14 protein-coding genes are annotated in these 21,358 nt (G+C 66.9%); 7 read left to right on the forward strand and 7 right to left on the reverse strand.

All coding sequences use genetic code 11. From position 1 onward, the window contains the following. Nucleotides 1-37: 37 nt before the first annotated feature. Nucleotides 38-3,037 (reverse strand): DUF5060 domain-containing protein, encoded by a 3,000-nt coding sequence (locus NZU74_07040; protein MCS6881072.1) that lies wholly within the window; start codon nt 3,035-3,037, stop codon nt 38-40. Nucleotides 3,038-3,792: 755 nt separating this feature from the next. On the opposite strand from NZU74_07040, the gene NZU74_07045 reads away from it, so the two are divergent. From NZU74_07045 to NZU74_07070, 6 genes are all read left to right on the forward strand, one after another. Next, nucleotides 3,793-4,116, forward strand: coding sequence for a DUF5132 domain-containing protein (locus NZU74_07045; GenBank protein ID MCS6881073.1), 324 nt, complete (start codon nt 3,793-3,795; stop codon nt 4,114-4,116). 220 nt (nt 4,117-4,336) lie between these two features. Next, complete coding sequence (locus tag NZU74_07050; protein MCS6881074.1) at nt 4,337-4,813, forward strand: hypothetical protein; 477 nt, start codon at nt 4,337-4,339, stop codon at nt 4,811-4,813. A 132-nt stretch (nt 4,814-4,945) separates the two neighbouring features. Next, complete coding sequence (locus NZU74_07055) at nt 4,946-8,587, forward strand: cation-transporting P-type ATPase (GenBank protein MCS6881075.1); 3,642 nt, start codon at nt 4,946-4,948, stop codon at nt 8,585-8,587. Further along, a complete protein-coding gene (metK, locus tag NZU74_07060; GenBank protein MCS6881076.1) occupies nt 8,577-9,758 on the forward strand; it encodes a methionine adenosyltransferase in 1,182 nt (393 codons plus the stop codon). Before NZU74_07055 ends, metK begins: the two co-directional genes overlap by 11 nt. A gap of 204 nt (nt 9,759-9,962) precedes the next feature. Next, nucleotides 9,963-12,707, forward strand: a complete 2,745-nt coding sequence (locus NZU74_07065; GenBank protein ID MCS6881077.1) for a phosphoenolpyruvate carboxylase — start codon at nt 9,963-9,965, stop codon at nt 12,705-12,707. A 190-nt stretch (nt 12,708-12,897) separates the two neighbouring features. After that, nucleotides 12,898-13,419 carry a glutathione peroxidase gene (locus tag NZU74_07070; protein ID MCS6881078.1) on the forward strand — a complete coding sequence of 174 codons (522 nt, stop codon included), beginning with the start codon at nt 12,898-12,900 and terminating at the stop codon, nt 13,417-13,419. Between the two features lie 86 nt (nt 13,420-13,505). Here NZU74_07070 and NZU74_07075 read toward each other — a convergent pair whose 3' ends face one another. Further along, nucleotides 13,506-13,865 (reverse strand): nucleotidyltransferase domain-containing protein, encoded by a 360-nt coding sequence (locus NZU74_07075; GenBank protein ID MCS6881079.1) that lies wholly within the window; start codon nt 13,863-13,865, stop codon nt 13,506-13,508. Then, nucleotides 13,862-14,305, reverse strand: coding sequence for a nucleotidyltransferase substrate binding protein (locus NZU74_07080; protein ID MCS6881080.1), 444 nt, complete (start codon nt 14,303-14,305; stop codon nt 13,862-13,864). Before NZU74_07080 ends, NZU74_07075 begins: the two co-directional genes overlap by 4 nt. Nucleotides 14,306-14,571: 266 nt before the next feature. On the opposite strand from NZU74_07080, the gene dprA reads away from it, so the two are divergent. After that, nucleotides 14,572-15,660 carry a DNA-processing protein DprA gene (dprA, locus tag NZU74_07085; GenBank protein ID MCS6881081.1) on the forward strand — a complete coding sequence of 363 codons (1,089 nt, stop codon included), beginning with the start codon at nt 14,572-14,574 and terminating at the stop codon, nt 15,658-15,660. A gap of 171 nt (nt 15,661-15,831) precedes the next feature. On the opposite strand, the gene NZU74_07090 is transcribed toward dprA, so the two are convergent. Genes NZU74_07090 through NZU74_07105 form a run of 4 tightly spaced genes read right to left on the reverse strand, consistent with a single transcriptional unit; the run spans nt 15,832 to nt 21,222 of the window. After that, on the reverse strand, nt 15,832-16,305 hold the full coding sequence (locus NZU74_07090) for an NUDIX domain-containing protein (GenBank protein MCS6881082.1): 474 nt from the start codon (nt 16,303-16,305) through the stop codon (nt 15,832-15,834). Further along, nucleotides 16,302-17,117, reverse strand: a complete 816-nt coding sequence (locus NZU74_07095) for a formylglycine-generating enzyme family protein (GenBank protein MCS6881083.1) — start codon at nt 17,115-17,117, stop codon at nt 16,302-16,304. The genes NZU74_07090 and NZU74_07095 overlap by 4 nt, the downstream gene beginning before the upstream one ends. Beyond that, nucleotides 17,101-17,715: a hypothetical protein gene (locus NZU74_07100; GenBank protein MCS6881084.1), complete on the reverse strand. Its 615-nt coding sequence runs from the start codon at nt 17,713-17,715 to the stop codon at nt 17,101-17,103. Before NZU74_07100 ends, NZU74_07095 begins: the two co-directional genes overlap by 17 nt. A 12-nt stretch (nt 17,716-17,727) precedes the next feature. After that, complete coding sequence (locus NZU74_07105) at nt 17,728-21,222, reverse strand: tetratricopeptide repeat protein (protein ID MCS6881085.1); 3,495 nt, start codon at nt 21,220-21,222, stop codon at nt 17,728-17,730. Nucleotides 21,223-21,358: the final 136 nt, after the last annotated feature.

A 21,358-nucleotide genomic window follows, 5' to 3' on the forward strand; every position in this document is an offset into this window, starting at 1 on the left:
AAGCAGGTGTGGAACATCCATAGCCGGCGTGGGAGGTTCAGGGCATATGCGCTGTTGACCTGCGCTCGAAACGCAGCGCCACATCGCTCGCCAGAGGCGCGGGCAAACGCAGTGTCAGACCGGAAGGGCCGGTTGCAACTCTCTCCGTCAGCGTCACTGTACCCGTGTACGTGTCCCACCAGGTCACGTGATAGACGCCGGGGGCGAGATCGGGGATGGTGATCGTGCCGCTGATGGGTGCGATAGGCACGGCATCCACCACATTGCGCCAGGTGTGATGGCGATTGCTGACCCAGAGATGGCCGCGATTGGCGACGCGATCAACCTGTCCCCATGCGCGCAGGTCAGGGTGCGACGTGACTGCTCGCGCCTCGGCATAGCGCCCATTGTTCAGCGGGATGCCATCCATGAAGTCGCGGTAGGCCTTAAAGTGACCGTAGAGGTTGTAACGCCGCATGTTCTCAGCATCCCAGTACAACTCGTAGAGGCCGCCGGCGTTGATCTGTCCCCAGATGAAATTGTGGAGCCAGATCCCGCGCGTATCGCGGCGCTGGTCGTGGGTGGCATCCCCCCGATAGTCGTTCGCGTCGCCCAGGGCCACCTCCCCGCGGGTGACCGGCTTGCGCGGACCTGAGCGGCTGCGTCCTCCGATCTGCCAGCTATACGCGGCGGTAAGCAAGGCGGTATCGTGGTTCAAAGGGGTGAGATCAAACGATCCATTCAGGTAAATCGGCTGCCCGTCGGGCGCGATCAGTTCCGCCTCATCAATCCATGCCGCACCGCCAGTCCCGAACCCATTCTGAAAGTAGATGGCGAGCGTGTGGATTCTGTCGTCGTTGATGATGAGGCGCGCCAAGCGTGGCGCGGGAGCGCCGTCAGCCAGGTAGCGGCTATCAAACGTGCGCCAGGAGTAGGTTCCGGCGGGTGCACTGCATAGGAACTCCTGGCCGTTTGCAGCGGCCGGCACCACATTAGAGCGGCTATCCGGTTGCCCATGATCGAGGATCCACAACAGGCGCGGGCCAGCGAGATCGTTCGGCTGGTCATAGCCGCAGGCGCCGGTGAAGTTCTCGGCCCGCATGCGATAGCGGATCACCCATTCGCCCGCGCCGCGAATGACCAGGGCGCGGGGCGTGCCACCGGCGGTGTTAAACTGCTCTACTCCGGGGATGCGCACGGAGGAGCCAGTGCCGCCGAATACATAGTCGGGGCGACTCTCGAAGACCAGGGGAGGGCCAATCTGCTGCGCCCAGCCCGCGGTAAGCGCCCCGCAACAGGCGTAGGCATGAACATCGGCGTAGTCTACCCCGCTGTAGGTCGGATTGCCCCAGAACTCGGCAATGGGAAAGCTGTGCCAGGTTGAGGTCGTAACCAGATGGCGCGAGGGATCGTTGGCGCGCACAAAGCGCCCGAAGGCGTCCGCCTGCGCGTAGTGGTTGCTGTTGTACGGATCACCTTCGTTGAGCAACTCCCAGGAATGCACCGCGCGGGAGTAGCCCCAGCGGGCGATCAGGTAGCGCCAGAAATACTCGTGGTAGCGCCGCACCGCCGTGTTCGGCGCGGCATAGAAGCGATCGTTGTCGAGATCGTAGTACCCGCCAACCAGGCTGCCATCGAGGGCGATATGATTGGCGATCCAGTCGTTCTTCTCCAGAACGACCGGGCGGATCGTCACCCCGGCCTGGGCGGCCTGCTCCAGCACATAGTCCCATTGCCAGGAGGGCGCCTGGTCGAAGTAGCGATGGTAGGCAAAGCGGTTCTTCCACAACACCTCGCCGCCGACGGTCGTGCGGCCGTTCCACTCCTGCACCGAGACCTCGTCCACGAAAACGTCGCCTCCTGTGGTATTCTCCAGGATCAGGTAGAAGTTATCGAGGAAGAAGTCGTTCGGCCCGGTAGTAAACGTGCCTGTGAGCTCGGTCCAGCCCGTGGTGCCATTGACAAACTCGACCAGGCGTGTCGTCCCTGCGGCGGTCGAGGCGGGATCGGCGCACGTCTCGCCCAGCCAGCCCCCGCGCCGGATAGTGAACCCGTATGGGTAGCGAGCGTCCCGCGGGCCGCTCACGCCAACCGCCCGCACCCGGGCGCGAATGAGGTAGGCGGTGTCTGGCCTGACGGCGATGTTGTTCGAGAAGCCCTGAAACATGCACGGGTTGCGCCGGTTTTCCACCGCGGGATCGGCATAATCCCACAGCCGCAGCGCGAACTGATGATCCGCGTAGGCTTTGGCATAGCTCAGGCTCGACGGGTTGAGGTAACCGCCCTCACCGGGCAGGTGGTGCGAGTGCCAGGGATTCCATGGGGCCATGAAAATGCCGCTACCGCTCATCCACACTCGCAAGAAATTGATCCGGTAGCGTTCAAACCGCTGCATTTCGGCATCGACGTGGTAAGTGAAGCGCTCGCTGTCGAAGCCCGCGCCGTGCCCCGCAGCGATGAACGGCGAGCCGTCGGCATACTCGAAATAGCCCGGATCGCGCCGGGCTATGCGAATAAAGCCATGGTTGTGCGGCGAGACCGGCGGTGTGACGGTGAACGTGCCAACATCGCTAAAGGCGACGCCGGAAGCATCCCTGGCGCGCAGGCGATAGCGCCAGACACCTGCTTGTTGCGGCGCGAAGCGCACCTTCCAGACCGGTGCGCCGCGGGGATACAGCCACTCCGAGCCATTCGCGCAGTCGTTGGCCTCGGCGCCGCCAATGCACCGGCGCTCGTAATCCTGGTACAGAAAGCCTGGCTGAGTAATCACCGTCTTCCAGTCATCCGGACTGAACAGACCGTCCACGCTGATGCCGACCCTGGCGGGCACGCCGGCAGGCGGAGCGGGGTCGAAGGGATAGGCCGGATGACTGGCTATGGAGCCGTTGACCTCAAAGGTCACTTCAAACTTGCCATACTGCTCAACCCGCGCCGCGCCCGCCCGGACGTTGGCGATGACCAGCCTTTCCTGCGCCTGGCCCGCGAGCAGCCATGGCCATGGCAGCACCGCAATGCTTATGACAAGGGCAAGAGCAAGGATTAGCAGACGTCTGCCCATAGTTTCCGCTTCTTTCCAGACAGACAGGGGCGCGGGGAAACCCAGTTTCCCCATCCTTCTCTAACCAGACAAGGAAAGAGGCTTCGTGGGAGGGCAAACCTCTCTCGGACCCCCCCACGGTCCGGGCAGGCCCCCACGATACGATGGCGCACGGCACCCTGTTAATGGCCCGCCGGAGCGGGCGGTCGGGATAGGCTGCACAGGCGGGCAGCGGTAGTTCGTTCATTGGCGCTCCTCTCCGGCGGCGGCGGCAGGAGGAACCAGAGGCAGTATACTCCGCCGGGAACCGCTTGAACGAGAAGAAATGACCACCGTGCCGTGGCGGTATGGTCCTCACCCTCCTCCCGGCTCCCTCTCTCTCCACCTGCGGTGGAGAGGGAGGGAGAAAAGCGACCTCCTCCCGCCCATCAGAGGGGGGTGGGGAAACCGGGTTTCCCCACGCCCCCGCTCGTCGAGGCTCTGGGAGCGGGAGGGGGAAAGCGACCTCCTCCCGCCCATCAGAGGGGGGTGGGGAAACCAGGTTTCCCCACGCCCCCGCTCGTCGAGGCTCTGGGAGCGGGAGGGGGAAAGCGACCTCCTCCTGCCGATCACCGAATCCAAAGGAGTATGGGGAAACGAGGTTTCCTGACGCCCCTGCTCGTCAAGGGTCTGGGAGGGCGACGCCTTCCCAGACCTTCCTTGACAATGACTTTGCACACACCGCAAGATGCGGTACCATGTCAGCCAACGGACCTGTCAGGGAAGGATCAGGTAGTGTGAACAACTCGCTCAGTTTTCTAACCGGGCTGGCCGTCGGAGTCGGGCTGACGTTCGCCGCCCGTGATCTCGCGCCGGCCCTGGCGCCCCATGCCCGCACGTTGACCAAGCGCGGGCTGAAACTGGCCGTGCTGGGCTTCGAGCGGGGTCGTGAGGCCCTGGCGCTCACCGCCGAGTCGCTCAGCGATCTGCTTGCCGAGGTCCAGGCCGAGTTGCAGGCGGAACGGGCTATGCCCCGGCCGGCGCCAGCAAACAACGGCGGCGACCTGCTGGCCGAACTGCTCGCCGATGAGCAGCCGGCCGATGTGACGCCCGAAGCCTAGCGCCGCTCCAGGCGACTCGCCCGGACGCCAGCGCGAGGACGAGCTGGTCCGGATGCACTACGCCCAAGTTGCTCATCGCGCCCAGGGGGGACGCTATGTTTTTCCAGGCGACTCGTTCGGACCACAGCGCGGAGGTGAGCATGGCCCAATGCACCATAAGCCAGCTACAATCGTAAATCCGCAATCCAAAATCCGCAATCAAACGCTCCGGGGGGTCGCTATGCTGCCAGTAGCCTTTGTCGCCCACCAGGCCGGCGAGCGGCTGCGCCTGCGCATTCCGGCGCGCAAGGGTGACGCCGCCTTCTTCGAGCGCGCCGAGCGCGATCTCGCCGCATGTCCTGGGGTAGCCTACGCCGAGGCCAATCCGCTGACTGCCAGTATCCTGCTGCACTTCCATGGCGACCTTGATGAACTGGCCAGCGCCGCCAGCGCGAGCCAGCTCTTCACCCTCGAACCGCCCCGAATGCCGGAGTATTCGGTGCTCGATGTGGTGGCAGATCGCATTGATCGCCTTGAACATGCGATCAAGCACCGCACCCAGGGCGCGCTGGATCTGGAGACGATCCTGTTCCTGGGGCTGGTAGGCGCGGGGGTGGTGCAACTGGCCCGCGGCCAGGCTCTCGGTCCGGCCAGCACCCTGCTCGCCAATGCCGCTACCATCCTGGCCGTGCATCGCAATCGCCGTAACCGTGGGTGATATCTGGGGGAACCCCGTAGCAACCCTCCGGGTTGCGCTCGAAGGAAATGCCCCCCGCCTGATGCGAGGGTTTAGAATGTCCGCGCCCTCCCGGGGAAACTGTTCGTATGCGGCGCAGCCGGGTAAGCTTGTATGAGTGGAGTACCATCCCAGCGGGCCGGTGACTGCGGCATGGCCGAATTGAGCGCCTTGCTTGAAGAGGTCTTCGCCGGCGGGGGAACGGCGCGCACCCTGCTGGTGGCGCTGACCACGCTGCCCTGCCGCACCATTCCGGGCCACGTGTTTCGCGCTGCTCTCGACCAGTATGGCCTGCGCGCGACGTTTGACACCATCCTCCAGGATCGCCAGGTGATCGAGGCCCTTGAGTCGGTGCATCTCCCCACCGACGGCGAGACCCGCACAGTGCTGCTGCGCCTGACCCGCCCGCTCACCCTGTACCAGCGCCTGGGCGTGGGGCGTATGCGCCTGCACGTCAACCGCGAACTGCTGCTGGCGATTGATGACCGCAATGAGGTTTCCCTGCGCCGGGGCGATATCCGCATGTCCTGGATGCGGATGAACGAGGAGGTGCTGGTGCGGCTGCGGCGGGCGCGCGATCGCTCCGGCGCACCGGTGGATATGCTGGCCGTTTCCGCTGGCCACGTCATCAGCCAGACCTATCCGCTGGACGTGATCACCCTGCCGCCGCGCGTCGCGCGCGAGCGTGTGGCAGCGGAAGCGCCGCCGGCACCGGCGCCGCTGCCTGTTGCGCTGCCGGGGCCGGTCATCTCCCCCGCGCCATCCCCGGCGCTCGTTCTGCCCGCCCCGGTGGTCAGTGCGGCCCCGGCGGCGGGCGTTGCGGTGGTGCATCGCTCGCCGGGCCGACTGCGCCTGCGTATCGCCCAGCTTTACCGCAACGAGGTCGAGAAGGCGCGCCTGGAACGCGCCCTCCGGGGCCGTGCCGGGATCATCAGCGTGGTTGCCAGCAGTCTGACGGGAACGCTGCTGCTGCGCTTCGCCGCACCGCTTACCCACGCGGAAGTTGAGCGCACCGTCGGGCGCATCCTCAGCGGCGAAGACGCCAGCGAGGGCGGGCGCCGCCACCAGGCGCACCATCCCTGGCACATCTTCGACATCGAGCAAACCGCCACCCTGCTCGACACCTCGCCTGATCGCGGCCTGAGCCACGCGGTCGCTCTCGAACGGCTCAGTCAGTATGGCCCCAACCTCCTGCCCCAGGCGGTCAGCCGCTCACCGCTGCAGATCATGCTCGAACAGCTATCCAGCCTGCCCGTGGCCCTGCTCGGCGTCTCGGCGCTGGTGTCAATCGTTACGGGCGGCCTGGTGGACGGGGTGGTGATCCTGGGTGTGGTGGCCCTGAACGCGGGGATCGGGTTCACCACGGAATACTGGGCCGAGCAGACCATCGCCGGGCTGAACCGGGGCGTGGAACCGCATGCCGTGGTGGTGCGCGACGGCCAGGAACGCGAACTGGAGGGCAAACTTGTTGTGCCCGGCGACCTGATCATCCTCCGCCGCGGCATGGCCGTGCCCGCCGACGCGCGCCTGATCGTCGCCGATCACCTCAGTGTGGACGAATCGGCGCTGACCGGCGAAAGCGTGCCGGTCAACAAGAGCGTCGCGCCGCTCGACCAGCGCAATGTGCCCCTGGGAAGCCGCACCAATATGGTCTACCGCGGCACAGTAGTCACCGGCGGCAGCGGCAGGGCCCTGGTGGTGGCGACGGGGGTCGCCACCGAGATCGGCGAGATCCAGCGGCTGCTGGGCGAGGCCGAGCAGCCCGAAACGCCCTTGCAGCGCCAGCTCCGCACGCTGAGCGGGCAACTGGTTGCCGGGTCGCTGGCGCTCTGCGGCGTAGTCTTCGGCATCGGTCTGGCGCGGAACCAGGGCCTCCTGGAGATGTTCAAGACCGCTGTGGCCCTGGCTGTGGCCGCCGTGCCCGAAGGCTTGCCCACTGTCGCCACCACTACCCTGGCCATCGGCCTGCGCCGCCTCGAACAGCAGGGCGTGCTCGTGCGCCGCCTGGTAGCCGTAGAGACGCTGGGGTCCGTGGAGTTCCTCTGCCTCGACAAGACCGGCACCATCACCCGTAACGAGATGACCCTGGTGATGGTCGTGACAGGCGACCGGCGCTACGACCACGGCGCGGGCGGCTTCAGCGTCGAGGGCCAGGCCCTGCCCCCCGGCGGCAGCCCCGATCTCGAAGCACTGCTGCGCCTGACGGCCCTCTGCAGCGAAGTGCGCCTGGAACCCGCTGCGGACGGCCCGCGGCTCCTGGGCACGCCGACGGAGACCGCCCTCGTTCGCGCTGCGCTCGAACAGGGAATTGACATCGAGGCCCTGCGCGCGCGCTATCCTCTGCTACGAACGCGCCTCCGCAGCGAGGGGCGCGGGTTCATGGACACGCTCCACCAGGACGGCAGCGGCTACTTGCTGGCGGTCAAGGGCAGCCCCGATCAGGTTTTAAGCCTCTGCGACCGGGTGAGCGAAGCCGGGACGGTGCGCCCGCTGACCGAGGAAGACCGCGAGCGCATTCTGGTGGACAACGAACGCATGGCCGGCCAGGCCCTGCGTGTGCTCGGCGTGGCCTACCTGCCCGACGACGGGGTGCCTGAGGAGCGCCGCGACCTGATCTGGGTCGGCCTGGCCGGCATCGCCGATCCGCCGCGACCGGAGATCCCCGCCCTCGTCGAACGACTGCGCGCGGCAGGGGTGCGCACAATTATGATCACTGGCGACCAGAGCGCCACGGCAACGGCAATCGCCCGGCAGATCGGCCTGGGCCACGAAGGGCACCTGGAAAGCCTCGACGCCGCGCAACTCGAAACCCTGCCCCCCGACGTGCTGCGCAGCCTGGCCGAGCGGGTGGACATCTTCTCGCGGGTTAGCCCGGCGCACAAACTCTACATTGTGCAGGCCCTGCAACGAGCCGGGTACGTCGTGGCCATGACTGGCGACGGGATCAACGACGGCCCGGCCCTGCGCGCTGCCGACATCGGCATCGCCATGGGCGTAAGCGGCAGCGAGGTGGCCCAGGAGGTCGCCGATATGATCGTGCGCGATGACAATCTGGCGACGATCGTTGGAGCCATCGAGCAGGGACGCACGATCTATAGCGACATCAAGAAAGCCGTCCACTTCATTCTCGCCAGCAACACCAGCGAAATCGCCATCACGCTGCTGGCGACCGCCGCCGGCGCCGGCGAACCGCTCTCGCCCCTGCAGTTGCTCTGGATTAACCTGGTCACCGATGTCTTCCCCGAACTGGCCCTGGGGCTGGAACCGCCGGAGTGCGACGTGTTGCGCCAGCCGCCCCGCGACCCTCACGCCGCCATGTTCAACCGCCGCGACGTGCGGCGCATCGGCGTAGAGAGCGCCGTCCTGACCACCGTCGCCCTCGGCGCCTACGGCTGGGGCCTGGCGCGCTACGGTATGGGACCGCGGACCAGCACTCTGACCTTCACGACCCTTACCACCTCACAGTTGCTCTACGCCATCAGTTGTCGCTCCGAGAAACGCTGGCTGTTCGACCGGCAACCCTCGCCGACAAACCCCTACATGACCTTCGCCGTAGCCGCCGGCCTGGGGCTCCAGAGCATCACCACCTTCATGCCTGGCCTGCGCCAGGTCCTGGGAACCGCCGCCCTTGGCCCGTCGGACTGGCTGCTGGTGCTGGCGCTGGCCAGCGTGCCCTATCTTGCCAGTGAATTGACGAAGGCCATCGAATGCCCGCATCGAGTAGACAGGAAAGACGCAACCAGCCATGGCCAGTGAGTATGTGTTTACATCCGAGTCCGTTACAGCAGGGCATCCCGACAAGCTCTGCGATCAGATCAGCGACGCCCTGGTCGGCCATATTCTCTGGCAAGATCCCGCCGCGCGGGTGGTGGCCGAGTGCGCTGTTTCCACGGGCATCCTGTTCGTCTCGTTGAAGGCGGCGACAACTGCCAGCATTGACATTCCCCGCGTCGCCCGCGAGGTCATCCTGGAGGCCGGCTACGACCGCGGCAGCTTCAACGGCCGCACCTGTACGGTCATGACTAACCAGCTTGAAGAGCCGACAGCCTTGCGCGCAAGCCTGCGCGACCGTGAGAGCGCCCTGTCAGAACTGGTCGCCCAGGAGAACGTCACGCTCTTTGGCTTCGCCTGCACCCAGACTCCGGTGCTGATGCCGCTGCCGATCTGGCTGGCCAATCGCCTGGCGCAGCGCCTCGACATCGTCTGCCGCGAGCACCGCGACGATCTCGCGCCCGACGGGAAGGTGCAGGTAGGCATCGTGTACCGCGACCACCAGCCGTTTCGTATTCATAGCCTGACCCTGGTGGCCAGCCAGCGTCACCCCGATCTGCCCCTGGCCCGGCTGCGCCAGTTGATCATTGAGCAGGTGGTCAAACCGGTGTTCGAACACGAGCCGCTCGTTCCCGATGCGGAGACGCGCCTGCAGATCAACCCCGAAGGCCCGGTGGTGGAGGGTGGTCCGGCCCTGCACGCGGGCCTGACCGGGCGCAAAACCGGCGCCGACACCTACGGGGGCTACGCGCGCCAGAGCAGCGCGGCGCTGAGCGGCAAGGACCCGACCCGCATCGACCGCACCGGCGCCTACGCCGCGCGCCACGCGGCCAAGAACGTGGTGGCGGCGGGCCTGGCCTCCCGCTGCGAGGTGCAACTCAGCTACTCGATCGGCTTCCGCGACCCGGTGAGCGTGCGGGTGGAGACCTTTGGCACCGGTGCGCTCAGCGACGATGAACTGTCGGAGCGGGTGGCGCGGGCCTTCGATTTTAGCGTGGGCGGGATCATCCGCCGCTTCGATCTGGCCGGCCTGGCCGCCCGTTCACGAGGCCGGCTCTACCAGCGCGTGGCGGCCCACGGCCACTTCGGGCGGCCCGAACTGGTGTTGCCCTGGGAGGCGACCGATGGGGTGGCGGCGCTGCGGGAGGCGGGGTAGGACGTGGAGGTGTGGAAGTGTGGAGGTTGTGGAGGTTGGAGGTGTCCGAACAGCTCTATCGCCACAGCTCTACATCTCCACCCAGCTCCCAATCCGGAGATCACAGCCGACGACGCGCAGAGTCCGAACAGCTCCGTAGCTCCAACTCTACACCTCCGCACCTCCACATCTCCACAGACCGATAAGGAGAGGAGGACGCGCCCGATGACCGTCCACAACTACCTCACCATTGACCCTGACACTTTCACCGATGAGTGGCGCTTCGTGCTGGAGTGTCTGCACGAAGTGCTGCGCGAAGCCGGAGAGCCGGAACTGGCCGCGGCGCTCCCCTGGCTGGAAGCAGAAGCTCCCGCGACACCGCCGCTGGAAGCGCCCCCCGAACGGCTGATCCAGGCCCTCTCAATTGGCTTTCAGTTGCTCAAAATGGTCGAAGAACGAGCCGCGGTGCAGTACCGTCGGCTGACGGAAACGCGCAACGGCCTGGCTGCTGTGCCGGCGCTGTGGGGCGAGGCCCTCTGTCAGTTGCGCGGACGGGACATCTCCGGCGAAGACATCGCCGCCGCGCTGCCCGAAGTGCGGGTCGAACTGGTGCTCACCGCCCACCCCACCGAGGCCAAACGCGCCACCGTGCTCGAGCACCACCGCGCCCTCTACCTGCTGCTGGTCAAACGCGGTGAAACCCGGTGGACGCCCTATGAGCAGGAGTCAATCCGTGCCGAGGTGCTGGCGCGCCTGACCACGCTCTGGCGCACTGGCGAGATCTTTCTGGAAAAACCCGACGTAGCCTCCGAACGGCGCAACATCCTGCACTACCTGCGCAACGTCTTTCCCGATATTATCGGGCTGCTCGACGAGCGCCTGCGGCAGGCATGGGCCACAGTGGGCTTCGATCCGGCCCTGATTGACGGGGTGGAGCGACTGCCCCGGCTGCGCTTCGGCACCTGGGTCGGCGGGGATCGCGATGGGCACCCCCTGGTCACCGCCGAGGTCACCCGCGAGACCCTGGGCGAATTGCGGCAGCAGGCCCTGAGCATCATCCAGGATCAGTTGCGCGACCTGGCGCGGTCCCTCAGCCTCTCCGACTTGCTCCAGGCACCCCCGGCGGAACTTCTCGAACGCATCGCTGAAGTGACCGCCGCGATGGGGCCGACGGGCGCGCAGGCGCTGAAGCGCAATCCCAACGAGGCATGGCGCCAGTGGATCAACCTGATGCTGGCCCGCCTGCCGCTCACATTGCCTCTCGCAACGTATCACTACCGCGCGGCCTCCGAACTCGAGCGCGACCTGCACCTCCTCGCCACATCTCTCGACGCCGTGGGCGCGCAACGTCTGGCCCGACACTTCGTGCATCCCGTCATCCGCAGCCTCCAGACCTTCGGCTTTCACCTCGCCGCTCTGGACGTGCGCCAGAACAGCCACTTCCACGACCTGGCCCTGGGGCAACTGCTGGCCGTCGCCGGCTTTCCCGATCACCACGTCACCCTGTGGGACGTGCCCCGGCGCATGGCGCTGCTGGAGCGGGAACTGGAGTCGCCGCGGCCCTTCGCCGGCCCGGCGGCGCGCGTGGGCCCCGAAGCCGACGCGGTGCTCAGTTGCTACCGCGTGCTGCTCGACGAACTCAACACCCACGGGCCGGCGGGTCTGGGGGCGCTGATCGTCAGCATGACCCGCAGTGAGGCCGATCTGCTTGTGGTCTACCTCTTCGCCCGCGAAGTGGGCCTGTTGCGCGATGCGCCCGACGGCCCGGCCTGCCCCCTGGCAGTCGTCCCGCTGTTCGAGACCATTGAGGACCTGGAGCGTAGCGCGGCCATCCTGGCCGCCTTTCTCGATCACCCCCTGACCCGCCGGAGCCTGGAGTTGCAGCGGCAGTTGCGGGGCGAGCGCGATCTGGTGCAACAGGTGATGATTGGCTACAGTGACAGCAACAAAGATGGCGGTCTGGTAGCCAGCCTGTGGGCGCTGTATCGGGCGCAGAAAGCCATGGCCGCAGTGGGGCGGGAGCGCGGCGTGCGCATCCGCTTCTTCCATGGCCGGGGCGGCACGATCAGCCGGGGGGCCGGGCCAACCCACCGCTTCATCAAGGCCCTGCCCGCAGGCGCCCTGGGCGGCGATCTGCGGGTCACCGAACAGGGCGAAGCGATTTCGCAGAAATACGCCAACCGTCTGACCGCCAGCTACAACCTGGAACTGTACCTGGCGGGCGTGAGCCGCGCCACCGTGCTCGAACGCCACGCGCCGGACGAGACGCACGTCCTCGAACCGGTCATGGACCACCTGGCGACCGTGAGCCGGGCTGCCTACACCGACCTGATCGGCAGCGCGGGCTTCCTTACCTTCTTCCGCCAGGCCACCCCGATAGATGCCCTGGAACAGAGCCGTATCGGTTCGCGGCCCACCCGGCGTACCGGCCAGGCCACCCTGGCCGACCTGCGGGCCATCCCCTGGGTGTTCAGTTGGAGCCAGGCACGCTTCTTCCTCTCCGGCTGGTACGGCGTTGGCAGCGCCCTTGAACACCTCCACCAGAGTGATCCGCCAACCTTCGCAACGCTGCAACAGCACTTCCTGACCTGGGCGCCGTTGCACTACATCTTCAGCAACGCCGCCACCAGCATCGCCAGCGCCGACCCGGAGGTGATGGGCTGGTACGCCGGTCTGGTGGAGGACGCCGCGTTGCGCGAGACCCTGCTGGAGCGCATCCTCACCGAATACCGGCGCACGGTAACGATGCTGGAACGCCTCTATGACGGCCCCCTGGCCCGGCGTCGGCCCAACATCTTCAGCATGATCGAGGCCCGCAACCCCGGCCTGCGCGTGCTGCACCGCCAGCAGATCGCTCTGCTGCGCGAGTGGCGGGCGCTGCGCGCGCGCGGCGAGGACGATGGGGCGCTGCTGCCGCGCCTGTTGCTCACGATTAACGCGATTGCGAATGGTCTGGGTTCAACCGGGTAATGGGTTTCGGGGAAACTGGGGTTGGCGCGTGTGCTCCGGGTTGCCCGCCCGTCCGGCCCGGGGTGGTGTGGAGACGGCCCGGCGGGCCGTCTCTACCCGCCGGGGTTCCGGGCGTCCCAGGTTGCTTGCCTGCCCGGCCCGGGGTATACTACCTCTGTACAGGTTTTGCACAATTTCAAGGACCACATCAATGACCATCTATGATTTTACGGCCAACCTGATAGACGGAACGCCCCAGAAACTCGACGCCTACCAGGGCAAAGTGACGTTGATCGTCAACGTCGCCAGCCGCTGCGGCTTCACACCCCAGTACGCGGGGCTGGAGACCCTCTACCGCCGCTACAGGGACGAGGGCTTCGTCGTGCTCGGCTTCCCCTGCAACCAGTTCGGCTTCCAGGAACCGGGAACCGAGTCCGAGATCCAGCAGTTCTGCAGCCTGAATTACGACGTCACCTTCCCGATGTTTGCCAAGATTGACGTGAACGGGCCGCGGACCCACCCGCTCTACGCCTATCTCAAGGCCGAGCAGCCCGGCTTCCTGGGCCTCCCGACGATCAAGTGGAACTTCACCAAGTTTCTGGTAGATCGCAACGGCAACGTGCGCCGGCGCTACGCGCCCACCGACACGCCGGAGTCCATCGAGCGCGACATCGTCGCCCTGCTGCGCGAACATCCAGCGCCGCAGGCCGTCGCCGACGGCGCGACGCGGTGAGTCTGAGGTGAGCATGGGCTGCAGCCCCTGTAGCCCCCGGCTCGCTGATACCGCGCGGCTAAGTCGCGCCGTATCAGCGAGCCGGTTCATGTATGAACATTCCCCACCTCCCCATCGCCCCCCTCCTCCGCCGCCTGCACGACGACATAGCTACGTTCGATTTCCTGCCTGAAGGTCGGCGGGAGGCGCGCCCAGTCCATAACATCAACGTGAATGGGCAGGTTGCTCTCCACAAACGCCTCCCGCAGCTCGAAGAGACGCTCGAAGGGCCGTTGCAAGTCGTGCGGATTGCGCACGACGAGATCGAGGTCGCTGGCCTCGTGCGCCCCGCCGGTGACGCGGCTGCCATAGGCCCAGACATCGCAGGCCGGCGCGTACTGACGCAGAATGGCGCGCACCTGGTCGAGGTAACGCGCTGGCAGGTTGAGCCTGACGTGAATAGTCACGGCGCCTCCTCGTCGAGCGTCCGGTCGGCCCGCAGGCGTTCCGCCAGCGCGCGAGCGTCACGGACGAAATCCGGGAGTAACGTGAGCGTTTCCCGCGCGAACGCCTCGCCGTAGTCGTGGGCCGTATTGTTGCGGTTATCGCGGTAGGTAAACCAGCGCTCGACTTCGTCTGGCGTGAGCAGACCATGCCGGGCGGCCAGGCGCAGCACTTCCTTGACCGGCGTCGCGTCCAGCACGCGCGCGCCGTAGCCGAAGTCCTTCAACCGGCGCCTGACGAGTTTGAAGGAGACCTCCTGCGCCAGTTCGAAGCCCTTGATGATAGCCATGCGAAAGATTTCCTGTTCGGTAACCTCCTGGCCGGCAACGGCGCGCTGATACAGCGCCAGCGCGGCTTCGAGAGCGCGCAGCGTGTTGGTCAGATGATCCGTGTTGAGGCTCATAGGCCGGTTTCTTTCAACCTGGCCGCGCCCCCCGTATCACGCCTGGCGGCCCGGGGCTGCCGTTTGCGCGCATGCGCCGTCATCAGGCGGGCCATCTTCGCCTCGAACGGCTTACCAGACGCGCAGGCGTAGCGCCAGTGCCGCCGAACAGGCCGCACGACCATCATCCCCAGGTTTCAGTAATCCAAAATCCAAAATCCAAAATCCAAAATCGAACCTCGTATCTTCCCGCGATACAGAACGGTACATGCAGAGAAGGAGTTTGCATGTATCCTGATTATACCCGCTACTATCTCGGCTTCAACCTGGCGCCGGGGCTGGGGCCAGCCCGTCTGGCGCGGCTGATCGCCCACTGCGGCTCGCCGGAGCGCGCCTGGCACGCCGATGCCTTCGACCTGGCCGCCGCCGGCATTGACGCGCGCACCAGCGCGGCATTTCTCGCCACTCGCGAACGGGTTGACCTCGACCGCGAACTGGAGCGCGCCGCGCGGCTCGGCGTCACCTTGCTGTGTATCGAGGACGCGGCCTACCCCCGGCTGCTGCGCGAGATCCCCGGCGCCCCGCCCCTGCTGTACATTCGCGGCACGCTGACCCCTGCCGACGAGTGGGCCATCGCCGTGGTTGGCACCCGCTCGCCAACCCCCTACGGCCGTGAAGCCGCCCGGCATCTGGCCGGCGACCTGGCTCGCGCCGGAGTGACCATCGTCAGCGGGCTGGCCCTGGGGGTTGACGCCATCGCCCATGCCGCCGCGCTCGACGCCGGGGGGCGCACCGTGGCGGTGCTGGCCTGCGGCGTGGATCGCCCCTACCCCGAGCGCCACCGCGACCTGGCCGAACGCATCATCGCTCAGGGCGCCCTGGTGAGCGACTACCCGCTGGGGACCGCCCCCGCCGCGGCCAACTTCCCTCCCCGCAACCGCATCATCAGCGGCCTGAGCCGCGGCACGCTGGTGGTCGAGGCCGGCGAGCGCAGCGGCGCGCTGATCACCGTCGAGTTCGCGCTGGAACAGGGCCGCGACGTGCTGGCCGTGCCGGGGTCCATCTTCTCGCGCCAGAGCGCGGGCTGTCTGCAACTCATCCGCGACGGCGCCGCCCTCGTCGCCTCCGCCGACGACGCTCTCGCCGCGCTTAATCTGACCGCCGCCAGCGCCCAGTCCGAGGCGCGCATCGAACTGCCTGCCGACCCGGTGGAGGCGGCGCTGCTGGCTGCGCTGAGCCACGAACCGCGTCACATTGATGAACTCGGACGAGCGGTTGAACTGCCGGCCCCCACTGTCGCCGCGGCGCTGGCTCTGCTGGAACTCAAGGGCCTGGCGCGCCAGGCCGCGCCGATGCAGTACGTGCGGGCGCGCTGATACGATTTTGGACTTTAGATTTTGGTTTTTGGATTTGTGGGGTCACGGGGAGACATGGCGATGCTATGCAGCCCTGTATTCAACAGGAAAGGGCATAGGGCGATTGCGGCAGGTGCCGGGGCTCGCGCCAGAGACCAATCCAAAATCTAAAATCCAAAATCCAAAATCGCATCAGCGGTCAAAGTACGCCTCGGCGCGCCCGGTGAAGGCATCGCGCAGCATGCGTCGCGTGCGCGGCAGGAGGGGGGGCAGATGATCGGGCAAGAAGAAGCCTACATTGACATTCTCATGGCCGGCGGGATGCAACTCGCCGCCTACAATGCGCGCGGCGAAGAAGATGGCCAGGATCTGCGCCTGGTCGCCGTTGGGGTAGGTCCAGTGGAAATCGGGGCCGCCATAGACGCCGATCAGCCGTTCGGCCTCCAGCACCAGACCGGTCTCCTCCTGCACCTCGCGGGTCATGCCACGCGCCGGCACTTCGTCGAGGCTGATAGTGCCGCCGGGCACGTCCCACAACATCACATCGGCCCGCCGGCAGAGCAGAATGCCGCCCTGCTCGTTGCGGGCAAAGGCGCTCGCGCGCACCTGCAGAATGCACTGGTGCCCGACATAGCTGCGCAGCCAACGGGTATACTTGATGGTCATGCCTTGCTCCCTTCGACCGTCAGGCTCACAGCCAGGCGAAACCCGGTAAACTCGTTCCGCACCGTTGGCAGCAAGCGAAAGCGACAGGCGCAGCGGGCGTAGCCAGGAGGATTGGCATAGCAGCCCCCGCGCATGATCCGGCGCCCGGGCGCCGTCAGGTCCTCGCGGCCATCATCAGGGTGGTAGGGATAGGGCGCGTCGAGGCTGGCGGTCCACTCCCAGACATTCCCGGCCATATCGAGCACACCGTAGGGACTGGCGCCCGCCGGATAGGCGCCAACCGGCGTAGTGGCCCCTGGCCCGCCATCACGGGTGTTGGCGCGGCGAGGGTCGAACAGCTCGCCCCAGGGAAAGGCGCGGCCATCACAGCCACGGGCGGCGTGCTCCCACTCCGCTTCGGTGGGCAGCCGCGGCCCGCCGCGCGTCGCGAGGAGGTTGCCGTTAACATCGCGGAAGGTGACCGGCTGCCGCGCCAGCCAGTCGCAGAAGGCCCGCGCTTCGTTCCAGCTTACATCCACAACAGGGTGATCCAGCCACTCCGAGGGCGGCGTCGCTCCCCGCCAGGCCAGGGGCGCCGGCGCGCCAGCACTCGCCACGAAGGCCGCGTAGAGGGCGTTCGTGACCGGCGTCTGTGCGATGGCGAAGGCTGGCAGCAACACCTCGTGGCGCGGCGCCTCTTCGCGGTAGCTCTCGCGCGTGCCGCCATAGCGCCGCGCCAGCTCGCCCAGGGCCTCTTCCGGCGTGCCCATCAGAAATGGCACGGCGGGGATCACCACGAAGAGCGGCAGTGGCAGATCAGCTTTCGCGTCCATAGATTCGGTTCAACCGCGCCAGTTCCCGATCATACACCGTTACCGCGAAGTGGTCAATGCTGGTCACACCCTGCAAGGCGTCGTAGCCTTTGACCAGAAACTCGTGGGCCGCCTCCATGGACAGCAGGCGCGCCAGCAGCCGCGAACGGTGCAGGCCGATGCCCAGCAGGTGCGAGCGCGAGAGCCGGAAGACATTGTACAGGCTGCTGCGAACGAGTTCGAGTTGTTGCAGGCGGTCGTCATAGTTGTCGGCCAGATAGTAGAACCGCTCGTAGGTCGCCTCGTCGAAATCGGTGCCAACCCCGCGCTCAAGCATCATCAGCGCCAGGCCATCGTCCAGGCGATTGGTCAGATCGAGCAATTCGAGCACTTCTTCCACATCACGCAGGCGCACGCCCGGCAACGCGTGAATGAACTGGTGCAGCCGGCGCGCGCCTCGATCGCGCTCGGTGAAGTCGCGCGGTCCGTAGATCTCATTGAAGAAGAACTCGCCAACCGGTTGGTACTGCGGGATCTCGGCCAGGTCACGGTAATCGCGGCGGAGACGATTGGATTGAAAGATCTGGAGGGCAATACGATACTGCTTGAACGTGCTCATACGACTCGGGAATCAGGTCAGCCGGCTGATCTGATCACGCGCCTTGCTGGCGAAGTAGCTGTTCGGGTCAATGCTAATGACCGTCTGGTAGGCGCTGATAGCATCAGCAGTACGTCCCAGATCCTCGGAAACCAGGCCGATGAAGAACACCGCATCAACATAGGTGGCGTTCAGCTCGAAGGCGCGCCGAAAGCTCTTCAGGGCGGGTTCGAGACGCCCCTGGGCATAGTAGGCCCGTCCCAGCCAGTAATGCGCTTCGGGGAAGTTCTCCTGCAACCGTATGGCGCGTTGCAGGTCACGGATGGCCCGATCCTCGCGGCCTGCCTGCATGAACAGCATGGCCCGCCGGTAGAAGGTTTCAGGGATGCGGTTGTTGGCGCGGATCGAGGCGTCGTAGGCCGCTCTGGCTTCAGCGGTGCGTCCGAGCTCCTGGTAGAGCTTGCCCTGGAACAGCAAAGCCTCGGCGTAGTCGCCGCGCTGTTGCAGTGCAAGCTGCACTTCTTCCGTGGCCACGCGGATGTCGCCGCGAGCGCGGTACAGGTGCGCCAGGCCCAGATGGGCCTCTGGAAAGACCGGTTGCAGTTGCAGGGCGCGCCGGTAGGCAGCCTCGGCGCCGGCATAGTCGCCCTGCCGCAGCAGCCCCTCGGCCAGCCAGAACTGCGCCAGCGGGTCGTCCTGACCGCCGGGGGAATTCGCTGCGGTCTGGAAGTAACTGCTTGCGACGCCCCAGTTCCCCTGCCCTACGGCGACCAGGCCCAGACCGAGCCGGGCCGGGATGAGCGCGGGGTTGATCTGCAGCGCCTGGTTGTAGCTGTTTACCGCCGACTCGAAATCCCCGCTGAGCCGTTGCACGTCGCCCAGGGTCACCAGAGCCTCGGCGCGCAGCAACGCCTGGGCCGGATCGCCGAGATCGGGCGTTAGAGCCAGCACCATATTCGCGGCCTGAGCCGCGCGCGGCAGTTGCTTGGCGGCGAAGCTGGCCCGGCTGAGGCGGTGCTGGTAGGCCGCCTCGCCTGGTCGGAGGGCTACCGCCTCGGTGTAGGCTTCCAGGGCCAGGTTATACTGCTCCTGGGCCATGGCGGCATCGCCGATCGCGACCAGCTTCTCCGCGTCGGCGACGCCCCGATCCAGCGCGCGGCGATACTCCTGCACCGCCCGCCGCGGGTCGTTCAGCGGGCCGTAGTAGAGATCGGCCAGAGCCAGCCGCGCGGCGACGTTTTGTTCGTCAACGCGCGCCGCCTGCCGGAACAGCCGTTCGGCGGTCCGATAGTCATTCTCCGCGACGGCCAGCTTGCCCAACGCCAGCAACGCCGGCGCCGACCGCGGATCGAGATCCAGGGCGTCGGCATAGGCATCACGGGCGGCATCAGAGCGACCGGCGGCTTCGTACAACTGGCCGAGTTCTACAGCGGCGACGGCGCTGGACTTGCTGTACGGGGTCAGGATCTCCTCGGCTTCAAGGTAGAACTCTGGCCCCATCTGCCGCAGGGTGCGCGCCAGGGCCACGGCAGTCTGCGACGACGGGCGCTGTTCGAGAAGCGCGCGGCGTTGCCCTGCGGCCCCCTGGAGATCACCCTGGGCCTCGGCAATGGCGGCCAGTTCCACCCGCGCGGGGAAAAAGGCGTTATTGCGCTCCAGCGCGAGCGAGTAGCGCTCAATTGCCTGCGGCAGATCGCCCCGGGCGCGGGCGACCGCCCCCTGCCCGGCATAACCCTCCGGGGCCTGGGGCGCAAGTTGCACCGTCTGCGCGTAGGCCCGCTCGGCGGCGTCAAGATCGCCCTGGAGGCGGTAGGCACGCCCGATGGCGGCGGTGATCCGCGGGTCGCCCGGGCGGCGCCGCTGCAACTCCTCCAGAGTGACCAGGTACGCCGGGCGCGGGGTTGCAGCGGCGACCAGCGCCCTCAGGCCCGAGCGCATCCGCGGACGGACGCGGGCCTGTTCCATTTCCACCACCGCCTGGTAAAAGCGCTGCCGATCGGCATGCAGTCTGGCCTGTTCGGCCTGACCGCTCCCGACGAACCCGGCCTCGCCCGAGCGGGCGCCGTCGGCGATAGCGCGCTGGCGCCACTGCGTCATTGCACGGACGCTCAGATCAGCGGCCCGATCAAGCCCGTCCCGCGCAGCGGTCAGATCGGCGGAAGACACCTCCGGCCCCGCCTCCAGCTCCCAGAGCAACGGGCCGCGAGCGCCTATGCGGCGAGCCAGGTCGAGCAGGGCGCCCTCCTCGCTCAGGGCGGCATCAACGCGCTGCCGGTACATCGGGCGATAGATCGGGACGATCACCTGGCTGTCGGGACCACGGGCGCGACGGGCCGCCTCGAGCGCGGCGGCGGCCTCATCGAGTCGTCCGCTTTCGCGGTACGCCGTCGCCAGAGCGAGGAACAGGGGGGCGTGGGCGGGCAACAGGTTGCGCGCCTGCTCCAGTTCGGTCTTCGCATCGCCGGGACGGTTCTCGCGCAAAGCGTGCAACGCCAGATTGACGCGCAGCTCGCCCAGGTCGTGCCCTTCCAGCAAGCGGACTGCTTCGGCGAGGGCGCTGAGCGCCGCCGGGTCCCCGCCATCGAGGAGCACCGCGCCGAGGTTGTTGGCCAGCAGAGCCTGCTCGTCGGAAGGTTCTTGCAGGGCGAGACGGTACTCCTCCGCCGCGGCGCTGTAGGCCCGGCGCGCCCACAGCACGTTGCCGCGCAGGGCCCGCGGCAACGGCGCGCGCAACTGCGGGTAGTCCTCCAACAGGCGTCCGAGGACGGTGAAGGCCCGATCAGCGTCGCCGCGGGCATAGGCGTGCAGGGCGAGGATCAACGGCGTCAGCGTGGCCCGCCCGTTGATTGGCGCGCTGGCCACCGTGTAGCTCCGTGGCATCGCAAAACGCCCCAGGTACCCATCCCAGCCATTCGGCGCATACGGCCCGGTCGGCTGATAGATCAGGCGTGGCTGGAGCGAGGGGCTGTCGAGGACGGCGCCCGGCTCGACCTGCCCCCAGATCAATATGTCAGCGCTGAGGGCGGTGGCCAGTTCCAGCGCCTCCTGGGTCGTGCCGGGGCGGCGCTCGACCAGGCGGACGACGATGGCCCCCTGCGAACCCGCTTCGATCTCGCGGGCCAGCGTGACGGCGACATTGCGGCCGGTTTGCCCATCACCGCCATCTTCAAACGGCGCCACCGCCACAATATAGCGCGCGGCGGGAGGAACGAACAGCGGGCTGAGGAGCAGATAGAGGGCCACGCCAACGACGAGCGTAAGCGCAGCCATCAGGCCCCAGAGCCAGCGCGGCTGTTCGGCCAGCCATGCGCGCCAGCCCCGGGGACTCTCTGGCTCGGGCAGGGCGGCAACCGTGGCGCCTCGCTCGGCGCGCGTTACCAGATCGAGAACGGAGGTGGCTTCCGCCTGGGCAGCCTGCTCGGCAGCGCGATGCTTGCGCACTGACATGCGCCAGCGATAGGCCAGCACCAGCAGACCGGCGAGGCACAGCCCCAGCAGAACAACAGCGGCAAGGAGCAGCAGGTTCATCAACGCGGCTCCATCCCGGCGGGATGCAGGCCCGCGCGGGTCCAGGCGCTCTTGCCCTTATTGTAAGGGGTTTTTCGTGCAGATCAAGAAGGTGTTCTATTTGTTTTATAAGGAGCCGACTGGAGCAACGGGCTTC

Source organism: Chloroflexaceae bacterium (assembly GCA_025057155.1).
Classification (GTDB): Bacteria; Chloroflexota; Chloroflexia; order Chloroflexales; family Chloroflexaceae; genus JACAEO01.

What these genes read in the sequence shown, in the direction of transcription:
- NZU74_07040 (MCS6881072.1), bottom strand. Translation starts at nt 3,037, where the DNA reads ATGGGCAGACGTCTGCTAATCCTTGCTCTTGCCCTTGTCATAAGCATT.
- NZU74_07050 (MCS6881074.1), top strand. Translation starts at nt 4,337, where the DNA reads ATGCTGCCAGTAGCCTTTGTCGCCCACCAGGCCGGCGAGCGGCTGCGC.
- NZU74_07055 (MCS6881075.1), top strand. Translation starts at nt 4,946, where the DNA reads ATGAGTGGAGTACCATCCCAGCGGGCCGGTGACTGCGGCATGGCCGAA.
- metK (MCS6881076.1), top strand. Translation starts at nt 8,577, where the DNA reads ATGGCCAGTGAGTATGTGTTTACATCCGAGTCCGTTACAGCAGGGCAT.
- NZU74_07065 (MCS6881077.1), top strand. Translation starts at nt 9,963, where the DNA reads ATGACCGTCCACAACTACCTCACCATTGACCCTGACACTTTCACCGAT.
- NZU74_07070 (MCS6881078.1), top strand. Translation starts at nt 12,898, where the DNA reads ATGACCATCTATGATTTTACGGCCAACCTGATAGACGGAACGCCCCAG.
- NZU74_07080 (MCS6881080.1), bottom strand. Translation starts at nt 14,305, where the DNA reads ATGAGCCTCAACACGGATCATCTGACCAACACGCTGCGCGCTCTCGAA.
- dprA (MCS6881081.1), top strand. Translation starts at nt 14,572, where the DNA reads ATGTATCCTGATTATACCCGCTACTATCTCGGCTTCAACCTGGCGCCG.
- NZU74_07090 (MCS6881082.1), bottom strand. Translation starts at nt 16,305, where the DNA reads ATGACCATCAAGTATACCCGTTGGCTGCGCAGCTATGTCGGGCACCAG.
- NZU74_07095 (MCS6881083.1), bottom strand. Translation starts at nt 17,117, where the DNA reads ATGGACGCGAAAGCTGATCTGCCACTGCCGCTCTTCGTGGTGATCCCC.
- NZU74_07100 (MCS6881084.1), bottom strand. Translation starts at nt 17,715, where the DNA reads ATGAGCACGTTCAAGCAGTATCGTATTGCCCTCCAGATCTTTCAATCC.
- NZU74_07105 (MCS6881085.1), bottom strand. Translation starts at nt 21,222, where the DNA reads ATGAACCTGCTGCTCCTTGCCGCTGTTGTTCTGCTGGGGCTGTGCCTC.